The following is a 21,697-nucleotide window of genomic DNA, read 5'->3' as shown; positions in this document are numbered from 1 at the left end:
TTTGGTAACTCCAGGCTTCTCGCTCTGCTCCTCATGGACCACTTAATGAAAGCCTAGATCTAGATCATCTTTTTTGCAGTGCACGACTGCGTCATCACCGATGCTACCATTTGTTCATCGCGCAGCGAACACCAGCTCCCCGCCCACAATAGACCTACGCTCGTCGGCACCTGACAGCAGCTCAGCAATTCAGGCTGAAACACTGCCTCTATGGAGACCGCCCCACTCATCCAATTGGACTCTGAAAATTGTCAAATTGGATATGTTGGCCAGACCAATTCCTTTCTAGCGTTCACGCAACAGCCGACTGTTCTCCTGATGCTTCTGGATCCTTCAGGCAGCGCCCCCTTTTTAATGGACCGAACATGCAAGTGCTTGACCGCGTTGAACTCTACCTTGTGAAAACACCCCTGCCCGCGCCGCATGCGCCCTCGTGGATCCCTGGAACGATCCGGACCCATGTCTCCATGTGCATCGTCCGGTTCATCACCGATGACGGTGTTGAAGGATGGAGCGGGTTTCCGGCTGCGGGGCGTGAGCGCGCCGGGTTGGGCGACCTCTTGGCGGGTCTCTTTCTCGGCCAGGATGCAGGCGATATTGATAAGCTTTCCGAGCGCATCCAGATCATGGCGGCGGGCGGCAATTTCAACTGGTGGCTTGAGCCTGCCTTCTGGGACATCAAGGCCAGGAGTGCGGGCCTGCCGCTCTACAAGCTGCTTGGCGGAACGGATGACCGCATCAGGCTTTATGCCTCTTCCGGCGAGCTTCGGGACACGGGCGCGCGGCGCGAGGAAGCCGAAGCCCGGCTTGCCGAAGGGTTCGACACGATGAAAATTCGTGTCCATGACTTCGATGAGGCCGTAGATATCGACCATATTTCCGATATCGCCCGCCACATGCAGGGACGGATGAGGATCTCGGTCGACTGCAATCAGGCCTTCCGCCTGACGCAGAACGGCGATGCACCGCTCTGGTCGCTGGACAGGGCCAAACGCTTTGTCGATGCCGCTGCGGATGTCGGCCTTGCCTGGGTGGAAGAACCGCTGTTTGGCGAATGGCACGAGGAAATCGCCAGACTGACCACCTATTCGCGCGTACCTGTCGCCGGTGGCGAACTTCATGTCATGGGCTACAGGGAACTCGCCCGGATGATGAAGATGGGCTGCTACAATATCTTCCAGCCCGATGCCATGTGGGCCGGCGGGATTACACAGTGCCTCAAGGTTGCCGCGCTCTGCAGGCAAGAAGGCATCAGGTTCACGCCGCATTGCTGGTCGAACGGCTTCGGCTTCATCGCAAATGCGCATGTCTTTGCCGCCAGCGGCTTTGCCGGTGAGGAGCTGTTTGAATATCCGATCTCACCACCGGGCTGGACACCGGAAGGCCGCGACCAGATCTTCACACAGCCGTTCCTGCACGAAAACGGCTGGTTTGCCATGCCGCAGACACCTGGCCTCGGCTTCGAGATCAATCAGGAAACCCTCGAGAAATACGGGCAGTGTTTCTTCAAGGCCAGCCGCAACTCCACGCACTGGATGCCTGAAGCGCTGCCTGCTCCTTAAAGGTCTCACCCACGTCTGGCGCGCGCCGTTCACGCGATCTTCGCCCCAATTGCACAGGACAGGTTTCAGCCACCTCGGTGAGGGAAACCTCCTGCGCGGAAGCATCAATCCGAACCGTACGTCTTTGCATGTCATGTCCTGAGGCGCACAGGAAAAGAAGCACCGCGCGGCAGGTGCCGGAGCGCGCCTGTCAATCTGCACAATGGACCGGCGTGCAGGCATGAAGTAACAATTCTGGGTAGAGTTTGCCGATAACCCCGGTCCTTGCCTCAGTCACCAACGTCGATCCTTGACGCCAGGCGAGAACGGGGCCCTTGGCAACCTGTGTCTGTCATGCGGGGAACGATGCGAAGCTGGGCCTGCCTTCTCTGTCTTGCAACGCTGCTTCTGGCAGCCTGTTCGACGTTGAACACGGACTATCCGCGCGTCGAGACGAGTGCCTTTACGGCCTATCGCAGCACCTCTCTGGGCCGCCTGTTCCGGGCCGCGGAAAAAAGCCATCCGGGCAAATCAGGTGTCTCGCTCGTCACGACAGGGCGCAACGCCTTTGCCATCCGCGTGGCCATGACGGAGCTCGCCGAGCACAGCCTCGACCTGCAATACTACATCTGGGACGCGGACCACAGCGGGCGCATCCTCGCGCAGGCCCTTTTGCGCAGCGCGGATCGCGGCGTGCGCGTGCGTCTCCTCATCGACGATATCAACGTCAACGGACGCGATGAAATCCTCGCCAGTCTGGACGCCCATCCAAATATCGAGATCCGGTTGTTCAACCCCTTCGCGAGCCGGTCCTCGCGGGTCTTCAACCTGATCGGTGACTTCGATCGCCTGAACCACCGCATGCACAACAAGCTGATGATCGCCGACAATGCAGTTGCGCTTCTCGGCGGGCGCAATATCGGCGACCACTATTTCGACGTCTCCGAGGAATCCAACTATCGCGACCTGGACATTGCAGCGGTCGGCCCGGTGGTGCGGGATGCCTCGAGCGTCTTCGATTATTTCTGGAACAGGGACTGGTCGGTGCCTGTCGCCGCCAGCGTCAACCGAACCTTTGGCGAAACCGACCTGGAAATGGCCCGGGTGAAACTGGAAGAGACCATCGATACCGAAGGATATCCCTATCCTTTCCGCCAGAGGGTCACTGCCGTCCGCCAGTCGATGTCGTCGCTCACAAGGCAACTGGTCTGGGCACCGGCCTTTGTCGTCTGGGACGATCCGGCCGATTTCATCGCGGGAAAAAGCGGCGGCAAGATCCTCAAGGCACTTGTCGGCAAGGTGGACAGGCTCAAACGCGAACTCCTGATGGAAAACGCCTATTTCGTTCCGACGCAGGCGGGCGCAGACAAGCTGAAGCAGCTCACGGCGCGCGGCGTGAAGGTCCGCGTTCTCACCAACTCGCTCGGTTCAAACGATGTGGTTGCGGTTCACGCCGGCTATTCGAAATACCGCGCGGAACTTCTGGAAGCCGGCATAGAGCTGCATGAGGTCAGGGCCGATTCCGCCAGGGTTCAGCAAACGCTCTTTTCGACAGACTCCAAGGCCGGGCTGCACACCAAGGCCGCAGTCTTCGACGGAGCCTCGATTTTCGTCGGCAGTTTCAATCTGGATCCACGATCAGCCAACCTCAATACGGAGATCGGCCTCTACGTGGAAAGCCCCGAACTTGCCCGCAGGCTGACAGTGTTCCTGAATGAAGGCGTTTCGCTGAAAAACAGCTACCGGCTCGAACTGGACGACAACGGCAGGATCCTCTGGAAGAGCGAAGAAGATGGCAAGATCGTCACCTTCACCTCGGACCCGGGATCGACACTGGGCCAGCGCTTCACCTCCGGCATCATCGCAACGCTTCCCGTCGAAGGTCAGTTGTAGGTGGGTGGAAAGGGGTAGCAGGCTCCTCTCTGCCAACCGCCCCCGCCCCCACCGTTCCGATACACTCTGGAAACGGCGCAGGCGCTTCGCACTTCAAGCGATCTCGAACCCGGCACACAGCGCGGTGTTGGCGACATGGCTGCGCATTGCGGTTCGGGCGGCTTCCGCGTCGCCCTTGCGCAGTTCGGCAACGATGACCCGGTGCTCAGCCAGCGAGGCCCGCATGCGCAGCGGATCCGTGATCGGGATCGGCTGGCGCTGGGTCTCCGTCAGAAGTTTCCGGACCTGATCGTAAAGACCCGCAATCATGCGGTTCCTGCACCGCCGGGCAATCAGGTCGTGAAACTCCAGATCGGCATCCACGTTGCTGAGAAAGTCGCGATTGGACCAGGCCTGCTCCATCAGGTCGGTCAGTTGCGAGAGCCGGTCGAGATCGTCCTCCGACAATCGCCCCGCTGCATGAGCCGCAATCTCGCCTTCAAGAACAAGCCGGGTCTCGAACACTTCCTGCAGGGAATGTTCCTCGGCGAACTTCCAGTCCGACATGGTCTTGCCCGAACCGGTGCCGACGACAAATGTCCCCCTGCCCGCTTCCGTCTTGATCAGGCCGATGGTTTCCAGGGTCAGCAGGGCTTCGCGCAATGAGGCCCTGCTGACACCGAACTCTTCCGACATTTCCCGCTGCGAAGGGATCTTCTCCCCGCTCTTGAGCGCTCCGCTGAGGATCATCTCCTGAAGCTTGCGGGCGATGCTCTGCGGAACCGGCGTACGTGTAATCATTGTGTCTTTCATGGTTCGTACGGCGCGTGTGCCGTTCTGCCTTCTTTTAGCCCGCCGAAACGCGATCAGCATCATTTTAACGCTTGCATCCCGTTTGATCGATCTGTTTACTGGTCTAACTGGTCAGACCAGTCATACCAGTTAGACCAAGAATAATCACCAGGGGAATAAAATGTCTCTTCACTCCTTCATCAAAACGGCTGCGACCGTAGGCTTGCTCACGTTTTCCTCCATGACCACCGCCATGGCCGCAGACCTGACAGTCGGCGCCAACATCGGCAACGTTCCGTGGGAATTCCAGGATGAGTCGGGCAAGACCGTCGGTTTTGAAATCGATCTTGCAACCGAGGTCGCAAACAGGCTCGGCAAATCGATCGAGTTTGAAAACATCCCGTTCAACGGGCTGTTTTCCGCGGTCCAGTCGGGCCGGATCGACATGGCGGTTTCCTCGATCACCATCACCAAGAAACGTCTGGAATCGGTCACATTCGCCCAGCCTTACTATGACAGCGACCAGTCCCTCACCGTTGCCGCCGACAGTGGCCTGAAATCGGTTGCCGACATGAAAGGCAAGGTCATCGGCGTCGACACGGGCTCTACCGGCGACATCTGGGCCACCGAAAATCAGGAGAAATACGGCTTTGGTGAAATCCGCCGCTACGAAGGCCTGGCCCCGGCCATGCTCGACCTGACGGCGGGCCGCATCGACGGCTACATTAGCGACATCCCGGCGCTGCTTTATTACACCAAGAACAAGCCGAACCTTGCGGTCGTCGAACGCATCACTACCGGCGAACAGTACTCCATGATGTTTGCCAAGGACGCGGAACTGGCAAGCCAGGTGAACGACGTCCTGTCCGAACTGAAGAAGGAAGGCGTCGTGGCTGACCTGCACGAGAAATGGTTCGGCTCTCGCGCCGAAGAAACCACCTCGACAGTCACCATCCTCGACATGCCCAAGCTGTAAGCAAAGCACGCGCGGGCCGCCTTCGGGAGGGCCCGCGCCTTCCCTGATTCCAGCCATTCTTCCGGACTTTTCATGGACCTCTTCGAAACGTTCTTCAACGTTCCGGTCTTCATCCGAACGTTTCCGCTCCTCATGAGCGGCCTTGTCGTAACCTTGCAAATCGGGGCAACCAGTATCGTTGCCGGCCTCGTTCTCGGGCTTTGCCTTTCCCTTGTGCGCATGTACGGCTCACCCTGGATACGTGTACCGGCCGCCATCTATATCGACATCTTCCGGTCAATCCCGCTGCTCGTACTCCTGATCGTCGTCTACTACGCCCTTCCATTCGTCGGCATCAGACTGTCACCATTCCTGTCCGCCACGCTCGCGCTGACGCTCGTGTCCGGCGCCTATACCGCAGAAATCTTTCGGGCGGGCATTCAGGCGATTCCCGTCGGACAGTTTGAAGCCTCGCGCGCACTTGGCCTGTCCTACAAGGACATGATGGTCGACGTCGTGCTGCCGCAGGCCATCAAGATCGTTATCCCGCCACTGACGAACAACTGCATCAACGTGATGAAGGACACCGCATTGGCCTCCGTCGTTGCCATGCCGGACCTTCTCAAGCAGGCGACCCAGGCCCAGGCCCTTGCCGCCAACCCCACGCCCCTGATCGGCGCCGCCATCATCTATCTCGCGTTCCTGTGGCCTTTGGTTGCCCTGGTCTCGCGCTTTGAAAACCGGCTCGGGCGGAGGAGTGCGTGATGCGAAACATCATCGAAATCGAGAACGTTACCAAGCACTACGGCGCCTTTGCCGCGCTCAGCGACATAGACCTGGCGATCGGCGAAGGCGAGGTTGTCTGTGTCATCGGCCCGTCCGGGTCCGGCAAATCCACGCTGATCCGGTGCATCAACCTTCTGGAGAGCTATTCCGACAAGGGCAGCATTCGGGTCGACGGCATTCCGGTGCAGCCCGGACCGACACTGGGCCAGGTCCGCGCCGAGGTTGGCATGGTGTTCCAGTCGTTCAATCTTTTCCCGCACATGACTGTCCTGAAGAACGTGATGCTGGCCCCGATGCGCGTGCGCAGGACACCGGCTGCGGAGGCTGCCACGAAGGCCCGCGAACTGTTGGCCCGCGTCGGCATTGCCGAACAGGCAGACAAGTTTCCCGGCCAACTGTCCGGCGGTCAGCAGCAACGTGTTGCCATTGCCCGCGCACTGGCAATGGAACCCAAGGTGCTCCTGTTCGATGAACCGACCTCGGCGCTCGATCCGGAAATGGTGGGCGAAGTTCTCGACGTCATGCGCCAGCTTGCCGGAACCGGCGTGACCATGGTCGTGGTCACCCATGAAATGGGCTTTGCCCGCCAGGTGGCCGACAGGGTGATCTTCATGGATGGCGGCCGGATCGTGGAAACCGGAACGCCGGCGCAGATTTTCGACACCCCGAAAGAACAAAGAACCCGCAATTTTCTAAGCGCGGTCCTCAACCACTGAAATTTACTGCCTTTGCTGGAGCCAACCATGCCAAACAATGCACAACTGGACATCGCCTGGGTCCGGGATCAATTTCCGGGACTGAAATCGGACTGGGTCTTTTTCGACAATGCCGGCGGATCGCAGATCCTCAACCAGGCAGTCGAGCGGATCAAACAATTCCTGCTCGAAAAAAACGTTCAGATCGGCGGTAGCTACGAAGTTTCGAAGGCCGCCGCGGCAGCCCTCCTGGAAGCGCGCAAGGCCGGTCAGCTTCTGGTCAACGCCTCCCGTCCCGAAGAGATCGTCTTCGGCCATTCCACCACCGTGCTGATGCAGAACCTTGTCGAATCCATGCGCCGCCAGTTGGCCCCGGGGGACGAGGTGATCGTGACCAACGCTGACCATGAATCCAATATCGGCCCCTGGCTGCGGCTCGAGGAATTCGGCATCAAGGTGATCTTCTGGCAGCTCGACAAGGACAGCCTGACCCTGCACCTGGATGATCTCGGCAAACTGATGAACGAACGCACCAGGCTCGTTGCGGTCCACCACGTTTCCAACATCCTGGGTGAAGTTAATCCCGTTCGCGAAATCGCCGATTATGTGCATCACAGAGGTGCCAGACTGTGCGTCGACGCGGTCGCCTATGCGCCGCACCGGGCGATCGACGTGCAGGAACTGAACGTCGATTACTACATCTTCAGCCTGTACAAGACCTTCGGTCCGCACATCGCGATGATGTACGGCAAATACGACCACCTTCTGGAGCTGGACACGCTCTACCACTATTTTTACGGCAAGGACAAAGTCCCGGGAAAACTGGAAGCAGGCAATCCGAATTATGAACTTGCCTATTCGCTGACAGCCATCACAGCCTATCTGCAGGAACTCGGGAAACGATGCGGAGCCCCTGCCTCGTCAGAGCCGCGCGCCCTGATCGAGACCGCCTTTTCTGCCATCGCGGCGCAAGAGATTGCCTTGACCCAGCGCTTTCTCGACTGGGCCAAGCAACACCCGGACATCACGATTGTCGGGCGTGATACGGTTGGAAACGGCAACAGGATCGCAACCATCAGCTTCACGGCAAAAGGCTGGGCTCCGGAGGCACTGTGCCGGAAGATCGACGAATACCATGTTGCGATCCGCCATGGTGATTTCCATTCCCGGCGCCTGATCGAAGGCCTCGGGCTGGCCCAAGCCGGAGGCGTCGTGCGCCTGTCCATGGTCCATTACAACACGCTAGAAGAAGTCGATCGCCTGACCAACGCCCTGGATGAAACCCTCGGTCAAAAAGCGTCCGGAACAGCACCTGTAAAAGCATCGGCATGACGGCGCCCTCCTTCGACACAGTGGTGCGCGGTGGCACCATCGTCACCGCTGCCGATGTCTATCAGGCAGACATCGGCATTACGGATGGCAAGATCGTGGCAATCGGGCGTGATCTGCAGGAAGCAGCCACGACCATCGACGCGACCGGCTTGCTCGTGATGCCGGGCGGCATTGACAGTCACGTCCATATCGCGCAGCCGTCAGGTGAAGGCATTGTCATGGCGGACGATTTCGAAAGCGGAACAAGGTCGGCGCTTCTTGGCGGGAACACGACGGTAATGCCTTTCTGCCTTCAGCAGAAAGGCGACACCCTGCGCGAGGCGTTGAAGGGATATCATGCCCTCGCAGAGGGCAACTGTTTCACCGACATCAGTTTTCACATGATCGTCTCCGACCCGACGCCCCATGTGCTTGGCCAGGAAATGCCGGCACTTGCGGAAGAAGGCTATACGTCGATCAAGGTGTTCATGACCTACGAAGGCCTGCGCCTGCGCGACGACGAGATCCTGGCAACGCTGGACGCGGCCAAACGCTCCAGACAGGTCGTGCTGGTTCATTGCGAAAACGAAGATGCCATCCGCTATCTGATCGGACGGCGTGAAGCAGATGGCGACACCGCCCCGTACCACCACGCCACGTCTCGTCCGATCGCGGCAGAGCGAGAGGCAACACATCGTGCCCTGTCGCTGGCCGAAATCGTCGATACCCCGATCGTCATCGTCCATGTTTCGAACCGCGAAGCGATGGAGGAAATCTCGCGTGCAAGGCTGAGAGGCCAGAAGATCGCCGGTGAAACCTGCCCGCAATACCTCGTTCTGACGGCAGACGATCTGGATCTTGAGGATTTCGAGGGTGCGAAGTTCGTCTGCTCGCCTCCTCCCAGAGACAAGGAAAGCCAGGACGCCTGCTGGTCCGGTCTGGAAAACGGCGTGTTCGACCTTTACTCTTCCGACCACTGCCCGTTCCGGTTTGACGACCCCGGCGGCAAGAAGACCGAGAAGGGAATGCAGTCCTTCAGATGGATCCCGAACGGCATTCCGGGCGTTGCGACCAGACTGCCGATATTGTTCTCCGAAGGCGTCAAGACCGGCCGGATCGACCTCAACCGCTTCGTTGCGCTGACGTCCACCAATCACGCCAAGCTGTATGGTCTCTATCCGCAGAAAGGCACCATCGCGGTCGGTTCGGATGCCGATCTGACCCTGTGGGATCCGGAACTCAGGAAAACCATCACCAACGACGACCTCGGCCATGGCGCCGACTACACGCCTTACGAAGGCATGGAGGTGACCGGATGGCCCGTGAAGGTTCTTCTGCGCGGCGACCTGGTGATGGAAAAAGGTGTGCCCGTTCTTGGCAAGGGCCGGGGCAGATATCTTCCCCGTAAACGGAGCAATCTGATCAACGGCGAAACCAGCCTGTAAGTCCTGCCCGGCATCATCCGGCGTGTCGCTGTTGGCGGCTGATGATGCCGGGCCAAAACCCGGAAAAAGAAACGCAGACCATTTCAACCGGGAAGGGATCTGGATTGACACCGACGGTCAGGTCGGCGAGGATTTTCAGATGATCCGAATGTCTGCTTTAGCCTCCCGGCTAAAAAGGCGGCTCCTGCCTGTCGACAGGCCGCCTGATCAGTTAGTGGGTGATCCGGACGCCCCGTATATTTTCCGCTGGCGCTTGTGGCCGAAGAACCCGCTCATCAACGCTTATTTACACAATGTCGTACGAGCTGACGACGAGGCAGCCCTGCACGACCACCCCTGGCCGAGCGTGTCGATCATGCTGGCCGGCACGATCGATGAGACTTTCGCTGCCCGTAAAGGCGAGAAGGTGCGCAAACTGCGTGCCGGAGATGTCGTACTCCGTAAATCCCGCTTCGCGCACCGTTTGTCTCCCGTTCTCACCGAACCGGCCTGGACCCTCTTCATCACGGGGCCGCGCGTGAGGGAATGGGGCTTTCATTGTGCCCAGGGCTGGCGTGACTGGAAGACATTCGTCGAGGCCAGAAAAGGTGGCAAATACAACGGCTGCGACGATCCATAGGATTATTCGGAAGGCGTCTCGTCCAGAATGACATCGCTTCCGGCGCAACCGGCTGCCCGCTGCAGGATCAGCTCATGAATGCATTGGGCAACATGTGCGGGCGGAAGCCCGGCGCCCCCGGGCTGAAGCTGCAATTGTCCCGGTATGACAGTGTGCAGGGCAATACCCAGCCCCTCCACCTCTGGCCGCAGGGCCTGGCCGAACGCGATCATTCCCGCCTTGGCTGCGCTGTAGACAACGGCTTCACTAACGGGCCGAAGACCGGCGGTAGACGCGATCTGCACGACGACGGCGTTGTTTGAAAGCTTCAACGCCGGAATGGCGGCGTGGGTAAGAAGGATGGCGGACTGAAGACTGGTTTCCAGCACGCGCAGCAGCAGCTCCGGTGAAGACGGAGCGAAGGGCTGGAACCCATATGCCGCCGCACCATGGATCAGGACGTCGAGCCCGCCCATTGCAGTTGCCGCCTGCCGGACAACAGTTTCGGTTGTGGTTTTTGAAGAGAGATTTGCTTCAATGATGTGGGCGGATCCGCCCCTGGCGTGTATCTCATCCGACAATTGCCGAAGAGACTCCGCACTGCGCCCGACCAGGGCAAACTCGAATTCCGGGCTGGCAAGGCGTTCGATCAACGCTCGCCCAACCCGACCACTTGCGCCTGTCAGCAAAATTCGTGACATGCGTTTATCGGTACTGATTCAACCGGGAAGCCAAAACGGCAGACCCGGTATCAGCGACCTGTGGTTTTATCCTCGTCGCAGCCAAATCCGACCACACGACCTGCTTCTTGCCCCGTCAACTGGCGCGGCGTGGAGCCGGCAAGTGCAACGGTTTCCGACGGATCGACAAACTCGATGTCGGCTTCAACTTCGGTATTGCGCTCGATATTTGCTTTCGCTTCAGACATATCTAGTGCTCCTTGTTTGCAATTTGCAGTTTCAATCCTGCACTCATACCTACTAGATTGTCCAGAGCGATCTCGCGATGTGGTGAATTTTCTAAAAGCGACTTCAGCTACCGGACGGCGATAGTCTGATAAATTGCAACCGGAAACGATCAACAGGAAGACTGCGTGTCGAAGGCAACTGACGGGCTCGAATTTCAACGGAAGCGGCACGTTTTGGCGTGGATGCCGATATCGCGGGTCTCTGCATGACATCGAGACCGGTGCAATTGGCCGTGATCAGCATAGCCGGCTACGGGTTGGCTCTCCTGACGAACCTGCTTCTGTCCAACATGCTCGGGACCGAGCTCTTCGGAGACTATCAGGTTGCATTCGCCCTCTTGTCCCTGCTGGCCTCCCTGTCACTGTCCGGAACGGATATGGTGGCTTCGCGCTACCTGCCCACCATGCGCAAAACGGTGAACCTCGAGGGTATTCGGGCTTACTGTGCCTGGAACCGCAGCCGGATACGCTTCGGCTTTTCAATCATCCTAGCAGTCTATGCAGTGTTTCTGGCAATCGCACTTGCCACACACCTGGCCGATTACAAGCGCTTCGAAGAGTACCATCTGGCTTTTCACAGTATCTGGATTGCCCCGATTGCCGCACTTTCGCTTCTGACCGACCGATATCTCGTCGCCAGCGGGTACCCGCGAACCGGGAGCATCCTGGGCTCGCTGGCCCTTCATCTCGTGCTGCTTTTCTGTGTCGCCGCGGCAGTGTACGGGCTGCGGCTGTCGGTCTCGAGCAGCAGCGTCATGATCGGTATCCTCGTGGTATCGTTTGTGTTCCTGGGACTCCTGCATGCCGTCATCTTTCGGACCGTTGAGCCCGAGATATACGGTGCATGGTGGACACCGGCGCGGGGTGCATCCCCCGAACACCACAGGGCCTGGTCACGGACCAGCAATCGAATGCTGATCATGCGGGTCAATTCACTGATGTTGTGGCACCTCGACCTGTTCATCGTCGAAATCGCCTCGCCGAACGAAGCCGCCACGAGTTTATATGCGGCAGTCCTGCTGGTGGTGCGCATCATGCAGCTTATCCCGACCACCATATCCTTCATGATCCGCCCGTTGTGCGGTGCTGCCGCGGACGACCGGTCGCAATGTCCCAAATTGCAAAAGGCAATCAACGAGTCGAATGCCGTCGTCCTGGGGATCTGCTCACTGCTCCTGGTCGGGATGCTAATCGGCGGACATTTCATACTGAATGCCTTTGGCCCGGGGTTCTCCGAAGCAACGACTGCACTCGCGATGGTTGCTGCTGGAGCCTTCATTGAAGCCTTGACGCGGCAGTCCCTCGTGATCCTGCAGACCATGGGTCACGAACAGGTCGCGACCCGCATCTCGACGGTCAGTCTCGTTATCGTGCTCGGGGGCGGGTTCATCGCCACCTATCTCTTTTCATACAACGGCATGGCCGCCGTGACCGGTTTGGTCTTGGCGGGCAAGGGTTTGATATCCTATGCTTTTGCTCGAAGGCGGCTTCCGGAGATCCGTCCCCTGAGCGTCATTTGAAACAACGCGGAGGTGTGATGATGAAGACAGACAATCCATATCAACACTTGATCGAGGCCCTTACCCCACCTTCTGGCGAAATAGATTCATTCATCGAATTGGGCAGCATTCTGCGGTCACTCGATCCGCAACGCATAAACGGCCTGTTGCTGGATCTGCTGCACGTTGTGCGCGAACGCGGCAGCTTGCCGGCACAGCGGGAAGGCAACGTCTACCTGTGCCGGACCGATCAGTTCAGCCTGATGCTGCGCTTCAGTGGACAAGGTGGCCGGCAACCGGTCTACACCGCCAATGAATTTGATGCCTTCGTGTTGAACCTGTCACCAAATGACGTGCACATACCGCGGCTGGAGTGCGGGCTGGATCGCAACAACCTTCATCAACGCCCGCCCAGCCTCAAGCGCCGGGACAGCGACCTCGTGCTGAAGGCGCATGACGTCTATGACGCCCCGGCGTTCGGCGACATCATCGACATTGCCGCCGCCACGCCGATTGCGCCGTTGTTGATCGTGCATTCCCCACCCCGGGCCCACAGCACCTGGACTTTCGACCGCGACACACTGGAGCCACTGCAGCAGGTCAGTACCGATCTGCATGCCTCACGCATGCAGATGGTTCTCCAACTGCTTCAGGCCATGCAACAGATCGACGGACTTGAAGAACCACTGGCCAAAATGGTGCATTCGAACATGGCGGGTTTTGCACGCTGGGATGCCTTGAAGCTGCTTCATCGCTGTGCGCCACAGCAGGCTCTTACCGCTTTGCACCAAATGGCGCACAGCGACCGCGATGCGTCGCTTCGCGAAGCGGCGCGAGCAACCCTTGCAAGAACAATGGACGGGGATGCGGCATGACCGAGACATATTTTCCCGAAGGGAAAGAAATCCTGACACTTGATCAGTTCGTTGAAAGGCTTGAGGCATCGGGCATTGTTCCGGATCTTCGCGCCTCCCGCTACACTCCGGAAGCAATGTCGCGCGTTGCCGAATGGATGGCTGCATTGGCACGCGATCCCGATGTGCTGCGCGGTCTGCTTGTCGATGGTCTGGCGGATTTTCTGAACTACCAGGTCGACAACGATTTCAAACCGTCAACCTTGATGCTGCACAAGGGCGACGGGTATTCCCTGCGTGCCGTCCTGTGGATGCCGCCAAGCCCTCAACATCCCCCCGAAATCTTTTCCTATTACGAAACCCATGATCACAGCTTCGATTTCTTCACGGTCGGCGCTTTCGGTCCCGGGTACCGCACCCAGTTGTACGACTACGAATACGAGAACGTGCGCGGCGTCCCGGGGGAACTTGTTCCCTTGAGGTTTCAGGAGGAAACTGGGCTGCCGCCAGGCAAGGTGATGTACTATTACGGCAGCCGCGATATTCACACGCAGCTTCCGGCGCCCTCGATCTCCGCGTCGATCAACCTGCTCCTGCCCAAGACCTATCCGGCACACCGCCGGCAATACGAGATGACCCTGGAAGAAACGCCGGAAGGTGTCTTCGGCAAACTCATTGCCGGGAATGTCGATCGCCAGGCGCAGGAGCGCGCGTTGTTCGAAACAGCAGCGGCTATGGGCGATACCGATCTTCATGAGGCCTTGCGCGACATTGCAAGACATCATGACACGCCGCAGGTGCGGGCACTGGCCTGGCAATCCCTGTTGCCCAACAGCAAGCATCTCGCCGAGGATGTAGGCCTGGTTCGCGACGATGGAGATCCCCATGTTCGCGCCGCCCTTTCGCAGTGGGTGTAGAGCGCTGAGATTTACCAGCCTGGCAAAGTGGTGCCTGCGCCGCTTTGCCAGCGATCATCCGAAGGCGTGAAGATTGGAAAGGATCAACTCCCTTTGGATCAGGTCGGAAAGTGTGGTAATCGCCAGCTAAACAATATCGGGAATGCACCATTGAGCGAACTGACCGTAGCGGAAGCAACGAACCGCGTTTATGAATCCCTGCAGGCCGACAACGAAGATATCGACCTGCATATCGCTGCTCTCAAGGAAGCGTTGAAACGCGAGGGCCAGAAGGAAGCCGTTTTTGATCCGGCAAAGCTCGTCCAGAACAACCGGTCCGGACGCAAGCTTTTGCAGGCCTACTTTCGCCAGCGCGGTGTGAAGGTCACCTTCGCGGCTTCCTGACACGAAGCTGCCATTGGCCTTCCTGCCTCACTGAACCCTGTATCGATGCTCCGGACGTCCGACCGGGTAATCTCCACTGGAGCTGCCGCCTTGGTTTTCACCTGAAGGCGGCGGCGCCCTGCGAAGTCTCCAGACAGGTTTCCACTTCACTCGAAAACAGTACTGCTCTGTTCCTGCTTTCTCAGGTGGGCTTTTTCTGCATGTCGAGCACCGCTCGTAAACATGTACCGTTTCGCAACCAGGGAAATTGCGAACACAAAGATCAGCAGCGGCACCACAATGACCATGAGGGAGCCTAGCCCATTCGCAAGTTCGCCTTGCGAAAGAAGAAACCATACGAACACCCCGGTAATAGCTACCGAAATGGCCAGTTCAACAAGCGTCATCTGAAAAGCGGCCCGCCAGGCGAAACCGCTGTCGGGGATGATTTCGTACTTTTTGTAAAAGTGTCGCCCTGCGTCGCTTGAAGCGCCCAACACGGCACCGATCTGGTTCACCGAACCGCTCACGCTGATGCCGGTTAGCGTTTCCAGAATGACACTGAAAATAGCCAGGGCGATCAACAGCCCTGTGTACACCAACGCAAATCTTACCAATCCAACAGTTTTCTGCACAATAGCCCCCAGGACTTGAAAACACTTTTTTTGATAGCACCGGGACAGGCAAAACATGCCCCATGCGGCCCCGCCCCGGCATTCCATAGTGGAGAATTCCAGCGACGGCCGTCCGGCTTATAGAAGCTAAATCTTAAGTTGCAATTTCCAGAACCACTTGCATTGACGACAAAATCGCCAGGTAACACTTCAAAACGCCACGAAAATATGTTCATTTTGCCTCGATCTTGAAGCCTTATTTCAGCCCAACAAATACTGATGAATGCATGACATCGAACAACAATAATCGTTTGATATTCTGGGCTGAATTTCCTTTCCATTTTCTCCGTCGAAGCCAAAAGAGGTTTGGATGACTGTACTCATTACCGGCGGTGCCGGTTATATCGGCTCGCATTGCTGCGTGGCTTTTCTTCAGGCCGGGCACGACATCGTTGTGGTGGACAACATGTCCAACGCGAGCCAGGTCAGTCTCGAGCGGGTAGCAGCCATCACCGGTGCGAAGGTATCTCTGGAAACAGCCGATATCCGGGATCAGTCGCGGATGGAGGAAATCCTCAAGCAGTACCGCTGTACGGCGGTGGTGCATTTTGCCGGCCTGAAAGCGGTTGGTGAATCCACCAAGATCCCCCTCGCCTATTACGACAACAACGTCGTGGGAACTCATCGCCTGCTGTCGGCGATGGCCAATTGCGGCGTGAAGCAAATGATCTTCTCGTCCTCGGCGACCGTTTACGGCGACCCGCAATTCCTGCCCCTGACCGAAGATCACCCGACGAGCGCGGTCAATCCTTACGGCCGCACCAAGCTGATGATCGAGGAAATGCTGCGCGATGTCGCTGCGAGCGACCCCTCCTGGCGCTTCGGCATCCTGCGCTATTTCAACCCGGTCGGCGCGCATGAAAGCGGGCTGGTGGGCGAAGATCCGCAAGGCATCCCGAACAATCTCATGCCGTTCATCACCCAGGTCGCGGACGGCCGCCGGGAGGAGCTTTCAGTATTCGGCAACGACTACGACACGCCGGACGGAACCGGCATCCGCGACTACATCCATGTCATCGATCTGGTCGAAGGCCATCTGAGGGCACATGAAGTGCTCGGATCAGGCTCCGCCCCGTCCAATTGTTTTGCGGTCAACCTTGGCACCGGCATCGGCTACAGTGTGCTGGAGATGGTCAAGGCATTCGAGCGGGCCTCCAACAGACAGATCCGCTACTCCATCGCTCCCCGCCGGGAAGGCGATGTGGCGCAGTGTTTCGCGAACACGGAATTTGCGGAAAAACTGCTCAACTGGAAGGCCGAGCGCGGCCTTGAAGACATGTGCCGCGACACCTGGAACTGGGTCTGCAAGAACCCGCGCGGCTACGAAACCGTCGCCTGACCAGGTCTGACGCCTGACATGTTTGAGCCGGCAAGCGGTCTTGCCGGCTCAATTCATTGGCAGATGCCACTCGTTTCTAGGCTGAAGTGTTCTGAAACACTCTCACGGTGCGGATACTGGTTGCAGCACCGGCAACGTCGCCATCGTTCTTGCCGGCAAAGGGCGCGACCGCATTGCTGAGAAGTAACAGCGCTGGCGTGTGAGCAAAATCGTTGGGTGCGTCAAAGACCTCCATGTCGTCGACGTAGAAACGAAATCCCTGCCGGGTCCAGAGCATCCCATAGCGGTGAAAGGTGTCGTCCAGCCGAATATGCGCCCGGTAACTTGCGGCAAGCACCTTCTTTTCCGGGCGCCACCGGCGGGCTGAGACCTGAACGATATTCGGATATTTGACTTCGGCCACATCCAGTTCGAAATGTGTGTCGCCCTCCGTCTCGCGATCGGATTTCAGCCAGAAGGCATTGTTGACACCGGCCTCGCGCGCGATGCGCATCTCGCACTCGAAATAGCCGTAAGTCTGGCGGAAGGTCCGGGTCCGAACGTAGCCTCCCGTGAAAGGCCGTTTCGGATCGGCCTGATGGCCGAGCTTGAGGTCGAGTTCGCCTTCCCGCATCACTACGTTTTTCGGGTAGCGCATGGTCGGATGACCGTCCCCTCCGATGCGCATGCGGTCCCAGGTTTGCTGAAACCGGTGGAAGTCGTCGAAATCATCCTGGAAGGTCAGCTGCCAGTCGCCGTCCATCCGCTGCAGAGGGGCAGGCAGGTCGTTCGAGGTCAGAGCCAGCAAGCTGCGGGGCGACGCAAGAAGCGCCGCACCCGCCATGCCACCGGCTGCCGCGGCGGTCAGAAACCGGCGACGGCTCAACACAGGTCCGGGTCGTGTCATGATCCCGCGAACCGGTCAGCTCGCCAGTTTCGCGCCGGCGTCCGGCGATGTCTTCTCGCGAAGCTTCAGCTCCAGGTTCCACGCGCGGCTGCGCAAGGTCTCGATCTCACCGGTCATGAAATCGACCTCGCCCCGGAACCAGTCGGTTACTTCCTCGGTCGTCTGGTCGATCTTCACAAGGTTCGGCTTGACCAGAGGCTGCTCAGGCGGCGAGGCCACCGGTTTTGCGAGCACATGGTTGAGGCCGTTCTCGGTGAGGAAGCGATGGTACTCGGCATAATTCAGCCGGTAGACATGCTGAACCTTTGAGAAGTCGGCGCTCTCGAAGATCTTTTCCAGGTTGATCGGCATGTAGTCTTCGATCTCGACGGAAGGGATCGCGAACAGCGTCGACAATTCGCGAATGCGGGAATCGTAGGTGAAGAACACGGCGGGAATGCCCTGGTGCAGGCCGATGACGTTGCCGTGGAGGCGGAAGCCGACCAGAACATCGACATTGTCCCGCGCATCTGCCGCCCATTCATCAACGTCGAAGAATGCCTGCATCCGCTCGCTCATCAGCGCCTCGACATCCTTGTCGCCCTCCAGATTGTACTTTCCGAGGATCGAACGGATGTGCTTCTGCTTGGCTTCGCCGGTCTCGAAAATTGCCAGCGTTTCCTCGCGCTCACCCTGGGAATAGAGACGATTGGCCGGCCGCTTGGCCACAGCCTCGATGAGCGCCCGTTGCATGCGGTTGGTCTTGGTGGCGTTGGACGCATAGTCGGCGGAAAGATACTTGTTCAGCGTCAGGCCGACACGAGCGTTGGCCGGATCCAGCGGCTTGATCTCGATGGACGGCCTCAGATTGCGGTAGAAGCTCGGGCAGCCGATGATCCGGATGTTCTTGATGCCGATGTCGTTGAAGACCTCGGCGCTGTAGACACCGCGTACGCCGATCGTTTCGCATTTGTCGGCGATGATCTTCCAGGCCTCGATGCTGCCTTTCGGCATTTCCAGCTTCTTGTATTTCGCCGCCTGGGCGCCGACACCCACCGGGACGATCGGTCCCTTGAGCTTCTTCAGGAGCGGAATGACATTGCCGATATCGACCGTCTCCGTGAGGTAGTTGGATCCGCGAATGACGGTTGCGTCATAATCGTCGGTCGGCCAGAGTTTCTCGTCGGCCGCATGGGCGAACTGCACGTTGGTGATCTGGTCGTACGCAAGTGCCTTCAACATCGCGTCATAGACGAGAACGTCACCCGTGTTGATCCCGCCGCGTGCAAAGGTCGACAGGGGATCATCGATTTTCAGGAATGCCGACTTGTTGCCCGGCTTGACGGCAGCGCCGCCGTTGAGAACGAAGAGCTTCTTCATGTGAACTGCACCTTTCAAAAATGTGGGCTCGGGCCCTTCGATTACCGGACGGACGTCTGACGTCCGCGTTGCTGCCAGAGCGTTGCTCCGTCAGCGGCACTCCCCCGGACGGTCGTTTCGGATGAACTGGAAATCTGCGCCACCGGCGCCTTGGTTCGGCGGATGCTTTGCAGGCGATCCGGGAACCAGTTGTGCAATTGCCGCAGGAACGGCTGCAGGCTCTTTTCCCAACTGCGCTCTGCACTGCGCTGCGACGCGTTGGTCGAAAGGGTTCGAAGCAGCCTTTCCGACTTTGCCAGTGTTTCGAGCGCGGTGATCAGATCATGGGTCACCACGCCATCGTCAGAAGAGCGCAGCAACAGGCCATCAACCTTGTTCTCGATCAGCTCGCTTACGGCCCCCACATCGGTGGCGACAGGCACACAGCCAAGGCGTTGTGCCTCGATAATCGTGAGCGGCGCACCTTCCCATCTGGACGGCAACACGAAGGCATCGGCCCAGGCCAGCAATCGGCTGAGCCTGCGACTGTCATAGATCGGCGGATCGACCCGGATACCGAGTTCGGCAAACCGCTCCTTCCAGGAACCGCCTGCCCCGGCGTCCATGACGTCGGAACCGACGATGCGCCAGTCGATGTCGACACCCTTGCGCTTCAGGGCACGAGCCGCAGCAAAGATCCGCTCGATGCCTTTCTGCCTGTCCAGCCTGCCCAGGAACACGGCCCGCAGGCGGCCATCGCGGTCTTGCTGACGGTTGTCCGACAGCCGTTTGGCCTCTTCCGGTGCCATCGGGTAACCGGCGGCATTCGGAATATGAAGCAGCTTGGCAACAGGCACGCCCATGCCGTGCAGCCACTCGGCCATGTCCCGCGAACAGGTCAGCACACTGTCGTAGATGTGCTCATAGGCAAGCGTCAGGTAGGGATGGCCTGCCGGACGGCCGAGTTCGGAACTGTCCAGCACATGCACGTAGTTGACGACCTTGACCCCGCGCCGGCGAAGTTCGCCGAAAATGGCATTGGCCGGGGCAAGCTGGTTGTTGATCACCACATCAAGGCCGGACAGGAACCCGAGAACCTGTTCGGCCCGCGCGTTTTCGTCATGCCCCATCAGCAACTCGTGGCCGGAGAACATGTTGGGACCACCCCACAGAGGATAGTCGTCGGCCAGAAAGTTGATGGTGTCGAACACCCCGTCGTTGTCGGAAATATGGTTGTAGACCGGCTTTCCGAACACATAGAGGTGGACTTCGCACCCGGCTTTTTTCAGAACCCGGGCAGCCGCGTAGGCAACCTTCTCGACACCGCCGAACGTGGCGATCGGCAACAACAGACCGACCCTGAGGGGCGCGCCCTCACGGCCAAGACGCGGCATGATCGGGGCTGCTCCCGCACTGTGCCGCAGCAGCTCGAAATACTTGCTGCGGTTCGGGAAGTAGGCGGAACGCCAGATCCAGCGTTCACCGGGCCCGTGGCGATAGCCGGACTCGCGCAGGGCCCCCAGCGTGGCCAGAAGGCTGTTGGTGGCAGACAGGGCGGTGCCCTGAATGTCTTCCGCCGAGAACGGTCCACGCACAACGACTTCGGCTATCTTCGGTGCCGGATTGGCACCTCTCAATGTCCGGATCCAGTCGTCGGACTTGTCCTCAACACATTGCTTCATGATGTCGAGCGAGCACATCCAGCCAAGCGGCTTCTTGGCAAGTTCCTTGCCTTCGCCCAGCTCGTTCACCTCGATCGCCAGCCGGTCCTTGTCGCTTTCGAACCGAAGCGCGACAAAATGATGGGACGCCGACAGGCGCTCGGTCAGCCACAAGACGTTGTGCAGCAGACCGCAGCTTTTCAGCGCGTCCCTGTGTGCCGGCGACATCCACAGCCAGAACGGAGGCACACCGTAGGTTTCCGGTTCGGCCTGCGCTGCCCAGAAGGTCTTCACGAATTCCTCGATGCTGCGCTTCTTGTGCGCAACGACAGGATCGGTGAAGAGATCGACCAGGTAGGTATCTGCTCCGAATGCGACAAACCGTGGTGCTTCCTCATGCTCCCACCCAAGCAGCGTCTCGGTGGAGAACAGCTTCTTGTGCTTGTCCTTGATGTATCCAAGGATGCTGTCACGGGTTCGGTTGGAATCGCGCAACATGCTTTCGGCACGCTGGCGGTACTCGAAGCCGAAGAAGGGATAGTTCGCTCCCTTGAAGCCGTGAGAAATCGCCTGCAGCCAGAAATCCCAATCCTCGAAGCCGGACTTCATGCTCTCGTCGAAACGAACCCCGGCGTCGAGGAGGGATCTGGAGACCAGGCTGCCGGCCTCGCAGATATTGTCGAAGGTCACATGCAGAAGGCGCGAATATTCCGCCGTATAGTTGCCGTTCCACTCGATCCCGAACTTGTCGATATTGGGATAGACCCAATCCACACCGTCACTGGATTTCATGAAGTCGAGAAGAACGCGGATCGCCGAGGGCGTGATCCGGTTGTCGGCATCCAGGAAATAGACCGCTTCCAGATCGGAGAAGCTGCGCAGGGCAAAGTCGATGCCGTAGTTGCGTGCAGAACTCAGACCGCCGTTGGCCTTCCGCAGGTAATAGACATTGTCGTAGGCGAGCGCATAGGCCCGGCCCGTTTGCCCCGTTTCGGGAAAGGGACAACCATCGTCAACGATCACGACCGCGATGTTGAACGGCGCCTGCTGGGCCAATGCCGCGTCGATGGCCTCGGTCAGAAGGACCGAGTGCTTGTAGACCGGAATGACGATGGCGACCGTGGCCGAGGCCGTGCCGGAACCGCCGAACTGTGCGTAACGCACATTCGGCAAGCCCGGTCTTGATCCAGTGTGCTGGAGCATG

General features: G+C 58.8%; 20 protein-coding genes. 13 read left to right on the top strand and 7 right to left on the bottom strand.

All coding sequences use genetic code 11. The features are described from left to right. The first annotated feature begins 365 nt into the window (after positions 1-365). Together ACP90_RS06995 and ACP90_RS06990 are read left to right on the top strand one after the other, a co-directional pair. Positions 366-1,562 (top strand): mandelate racemase/muconate lactonizing enzyme family protein, encoded by a 1,197-nt coding sequence (locus tag ACP90_RS06995; RefSeq protein WP_062487562.1) that lies wholly within the window; start codon positions 366-368, stop codon positions 1,560-1,562. Positions 1,563-1,907: 345 nt separating this feature from the next. Beyond that, positions 1,908-3,434 carry a phospholipase D family protein gene (locus tag ACP90_RS06990; RefSeq protein ID WP_062487560.1) on the top strand — a complete coding sequence of 509 codons (1,527 nt, stop codon included), beginning with the start codon at positions 1,908-1,910 and terminating at the stop codon, positions 3,432-3,434. Between the two features lie 93 nt (positions 3,435-3,527). On the opposite strand, the gene ACP90_RS06985 is transcribed toward ACP90_RS06990, so the two are convergent. Next, complete coding sequence (locus ACP90_RS06985) at positions 3,528-4,214, bottom strand: FadR/GntR family transcriptional regulator (protein ID WP_062491436.1); 687 nt, start codon at positions 4,212-4,214, stop codon at positions 3,528-3,530. 172 nt (positions 4,215-4,386) lie between these two features. On the opposite strand from ACP90_RS06985, the gene ACP90_RS06980 reads away from it, so the two are divergent. The 6 genes from ACP90_RS06980 (at position 4,387) to ACP90_RS06955 (ending at position 10,016) form a co-directional block, all read left to right on the top strand. Then, positions 4,387-5,181: an ABC transporter substrate-binding protein gene (locus ACP90_RS06980; RefSeq protein WP_062487557.1), complete on the top strand. Its 795-nt coding sequence runs from the start codon at positions 4,387-4,389 to the stop codon at positions 5,179-5,181. Between the two features lie 72 nt (positions 5,182-5,253). Beyond that, positions 5,254-5,925, top strand: coding sequence for an amino acid ABC transporter permease (locus ACP90_RS06975; protein WP_023003351.1), 672 nt, complete (start codon positions 5,254-5,256; stop codon positions 5,923-5,925). Continuing rightward, a complete protein-coding gene (locus ACP90_RS06970; protein ID WP_062487556.1) occupies positions 5,925-6,662 on the top strand; it encodes an amino acid ABC transporter ATP-binding protein in 738 nt (245 codons plus the stop codon). The genes ACP90_RS06975 and ACP90_RS06970 overlap by 1 nt, the downstream gene beginning before the upstream one ends. A 27-nt stretch (positions 6,663-6,689) precedes the next feature. Next, positions 6,690-7,973 (top strand): cysteine desulfurase-like protein, encoded by a 1,284-nt coding sequence (locus ACP90_RS06965; RefSeq protein ID WP_062487554.1) that lies wholly within the window; start codon positions 6,690-6,692, stop codon positions 7,971-7,973. Further along, positions 7,970-9,397 (top strand): dihydropyrimidinase, encoded by a 1,428-nt coding sequence (hydA, locus tag ACP90_RS06960; protein ID WP_062487553.1) that lies wholly within the window; start codon positions 7,970-7,972, stop codon positions 9,395-9,397. The genes ACP90_RS06965 and hydA overlap by 4 nt, the downstream gene beginning before the upstream one ends. Positions 9,398-9,428: 31 nt before the next feature. After that, positions 9,429-10,016: a hypothetical protein gene (locus tag ACP90_RS06955; protein WP_145915721.1), complete on the top strand. Its 588-nt coding sequence runs from the start codon at positions 9,429-9,431 to the stop codon at positions 10,014-10,016. A 2-nt stretch (positions 10,017-10,018) separates the two neighbouring features. On the opposite strand, the gene ACP90_RS06950 is transcribed toward ACP90_RS06955, so the two are convergent. Next, entirely contained in the window at positions 10,019-10,696 is a 678-nt protein-coding gene (locus tag ACP90_RS06950; RefSeq protein WP_082809685.1) for an SDR family oxidoreductase, read from the bottom strand. A 50-nt stretch (positions 10,697-10,746) separates the two neighbouring features. Further along, a complete protein-coding gene (locus ACP90_RS28505) occupies positions 10,747-10,923 on the bottom strand; it encodes a hypothetical protein (RefSeq protein ID WP_023003345.1) in 177 nt (58 codons plus the stop codon). Between the two features lie 245 nt (positions 10,924-11,168). Between ACP90_RS28505 and ACP90_RS06945 the strand changes: the two genes are divergently transcribed. The 4 genes from ACP90_RS06945 (at position 11,169) to ACP90_RS06930 (ending at position 14,616) form a co-directional block, all read left to right on the top strand. Beyond that, positions 11,169-12,482, top strand: a complete 1,314-nt coding sequence (locus ACP90_RS06945) for an oligosaccharide flippase family protein (RefSeq protein WP_145915720.1) — start codon at positions 11,169-11,171, stop codon at positions 12,480-12,482. A 17-nt stretch (positions 12,483-12,499) separates the two neighbouring features. After that, positions 12,500-13,336 (top strand): hypothetical protein, encoded by an 837-nt coding sequence (locus tag ACP90_RS06940; protein WP_062487547.1) that lies wholly within the window; start codon positions 12,500-12,502, stop codon positions 13,334-13,336. Continuing rightward, positions 13,333-14,232, top strand: coding sequence for a hypothetical protein (locus ACP90_RS06935; protein WP_062487545.1), 900 nt, complete (start codon positions 13,333-13,335; stop codon positions 14,230-14,232). The genes ACP90_RS06940 and ACP90_RS06935 overlap by 4 nt, the downstream gene beginning before the upstream one ends. A 150-nt stretch (positions 14,233-14,382) precedes the next feature. After that, the gene (locus tag ACP90_RS06930; RefSeq protein ID WP_062487543.1) at positions 14,383-14,616 is read left to right on the top strand and encodes a hypothetical protein; all 234 of its coding nucleotides are present in this window, start codon (positions 14,383-14,385) and stop codon (positions 14,614-14,616) included. A 146-nt stretch (positions 14,617-14,762) separates the two neighbouring features. Here the strand turns inward: ACP90_RS06930 and ACP90_RS06925 are convergent, their stop codons facing one another. Then, complete coding sequence (locus ACP90_RS06925; protein WP_145915719.1) at positions 14,763-15,230, bottom strand: ABZJ_00895 family protein; 468 nt, start codon at positions 15,228-15,230, stop codon at positions 14,763-14,765. A gap of 349 nt (positions 15,231-15,579) precedes the next feature. Here ACP90_RS06925 and galE point away from each other — a divergent pair, with 349 nt between their 5' ends. Beyond that, entirely contained in the window at positions 15,580-16,608 is a 1,029-nt protein-coding gene (gene galE, locus ACP90_RS06920; protein WP_062487539.1) for a UDP-glucose 4-epimerase GalE, read from the top strand. Between the two features lie 76 nt (positions 16,609-16,684). On the opposite strand, the gene ACP90_RS06915 is transcribed toward galE, so the two are convergent. Genes ACP90_RS06915 through ACP90_RS06905 form a run of 3 tightly spaced genes read right to left on the bottom strand, consistent with a single transcriptional unit; the run spans position 16,685 to position 21,696 of the window. Beyond that, entirely contained in the window at positions 16,685-17,494 is an 810-nt protein-coding gene (locus ACP90_RS06915) for a glycoside hydrolase family 16 protein (RefSeq protein ID WP_062487537.1), read from the bottom strand. A 15-nt stretch (positions 17,495-17,509) separates the two neighbouring features. Then, on the bottom strand, positions 17,510-18,853 hold the full coding sequence (locus ACP90_RS06910) for a polysaccharide pyruvyl transferase family protein (protein ID WP_062487535.1): 1,344 nt from the start codon (positions 18,851-18,853) through the stop codon (positions 17,510-17,512). Positions 18,854-18,894: 41 nt separating this feature from the next. Beyond that, the gene (locus ACP90_RS06905) at positions 18,895-21,696 is read right to left on the bottom strand and encodes a glycosyltransferase (RefSeq protein ID WP_023003333.1); all 2,802 of its coding nucleotides are present in this window, start codon (positions 21,694-21,696) and stop codon (positions 18,895-18,897) included. Between the last annotated feature and the right edge of the window lies 1 nt (position 21,697).

The organism is Labrenzia sp. CP4 (assembly GCF_001579905.1).
GTDB lineage: Bacteria > Pseudomonadota > Alphaproteobacteria > Rhizobiales > Stappiaceae > Roseibium > Roseibium algicola.
Note: the sequence above shows the minus strand (reverse complement) of the source record. Positions and strands in the feature narration are given on the sequence as shown.

Coding starts and splice junctions, on each gene's coding strand:
- ACP90_RS06995 (WP_062487562.1), top strand. CDS start 366: ATGCAAGTGCTTGACCGCGTTGAACTCTACCTTGTGAAAACACCCCTG.
- ACP90_RS06990 (WP_062487560.1), top strand. CDS start 1,908: ATGCGAAGCTGGGCCTGCCTTCTCTGTCTTGCAACGCTGCTTCTGGCA.
- ACP90_RS06985 (WP_062491436.1), bottom strand. CDS start 4,214: ATGATTACACGTACGCCGGTTCCGCAGAGCATCGCCCGCAAGCTTCAG.
- ACP90_RS06980 (WP_062487557.1), top strand. CDS start 4,387: ATGTCTCTTCACTCCTTCATCAAAACGGCTGCGACCGTAGGCTTGCTC.
- ACP90_RS06975 (WP_023003351.1), top strand. CDS start 5,254: ATGGACCTCTTCGAAACGTTCTTCAACGTTCCGGTCTTCATCCGAACG.
- ACP90_RS06970 (WP_062487556.1), top strand. CDS start 5,925: ATGCGAAACATCATCGAAATCGAGAACGTTACCAAGCACTACGGCGCC.
- ACP90_RS06965 (WP_062487554.1), top strand. CDS start 6,690: ATGCCAAACAATGCACAACTGGACATCGCCTGGGTCCGGGATCAATTT.
- hydA (WP_062487553.1), top strand. CDS start 7,970: ATGACGGCGCCCTCCTTCGACACAGTGGTGCGCGGTGGCACCATCGTC.
- ACP90_RS06950 (WP_082809685.1), bottom strand. CDS start 10,696: ATGTCACGAATTTTGCTGACAGGCGCAAGTGGTCGGGTTGGGCGAGCG.
- ACP90_RS28505 (WP_023003345.1), bottom strand. CDS start 10,923: ATGTCTGAAGCGAAAGCAAATATCGAGCGCAATACCGAAGTTGAAGCC.
- ACP90_RS06945 (WP_145915720.1), top strand. CDS start 11,169: ATGACATCGAGACCGGTGCAATTGGCCGTGATCAGCATAGCCGGCTAC.
- ACP90_RS06940 (WP_062487547.1), top strand. CDS start 12,500: ATGATGAAGACAGACAATCCATATCAACACTTGATCGAGGCCCTTACC.
- ACP90_RS06935 (WP_062487545.1), top strand. CDS start 13,333: ATGACCGAGACATATTTTCCCGAAGGGAAAGAAATCCTGACACTTGAT.
- galE (WP_062487539.1), top strand. CDS start 15,580: ATGACTGTACTCATTACCGGCGGTGCCGGTTATATCGGCTCGCATTGC.
- ACP90_RS06915 (WP_062487537.1), bottom strand. CDS start 17,494: ATGACACGACCCGGACCTGTGTTGAGCCGTCGCCGGTTTCTGACCGCC.
- ACP90_RS06910 (WP_062487535.1), bottom strand. CDS start 18,853: ATGAAGAAGCTCTTCGTTCTCAACGGCGGCGCTGCCGTCAAGCCGGGC.
- ACP90_RS06905 (WP_023003333.1), bottom strand. CDS start 21,696: ATGCTCCAGCACACTGGATCAAGACCGGGCTTGCCGAATGTGCGTTAC.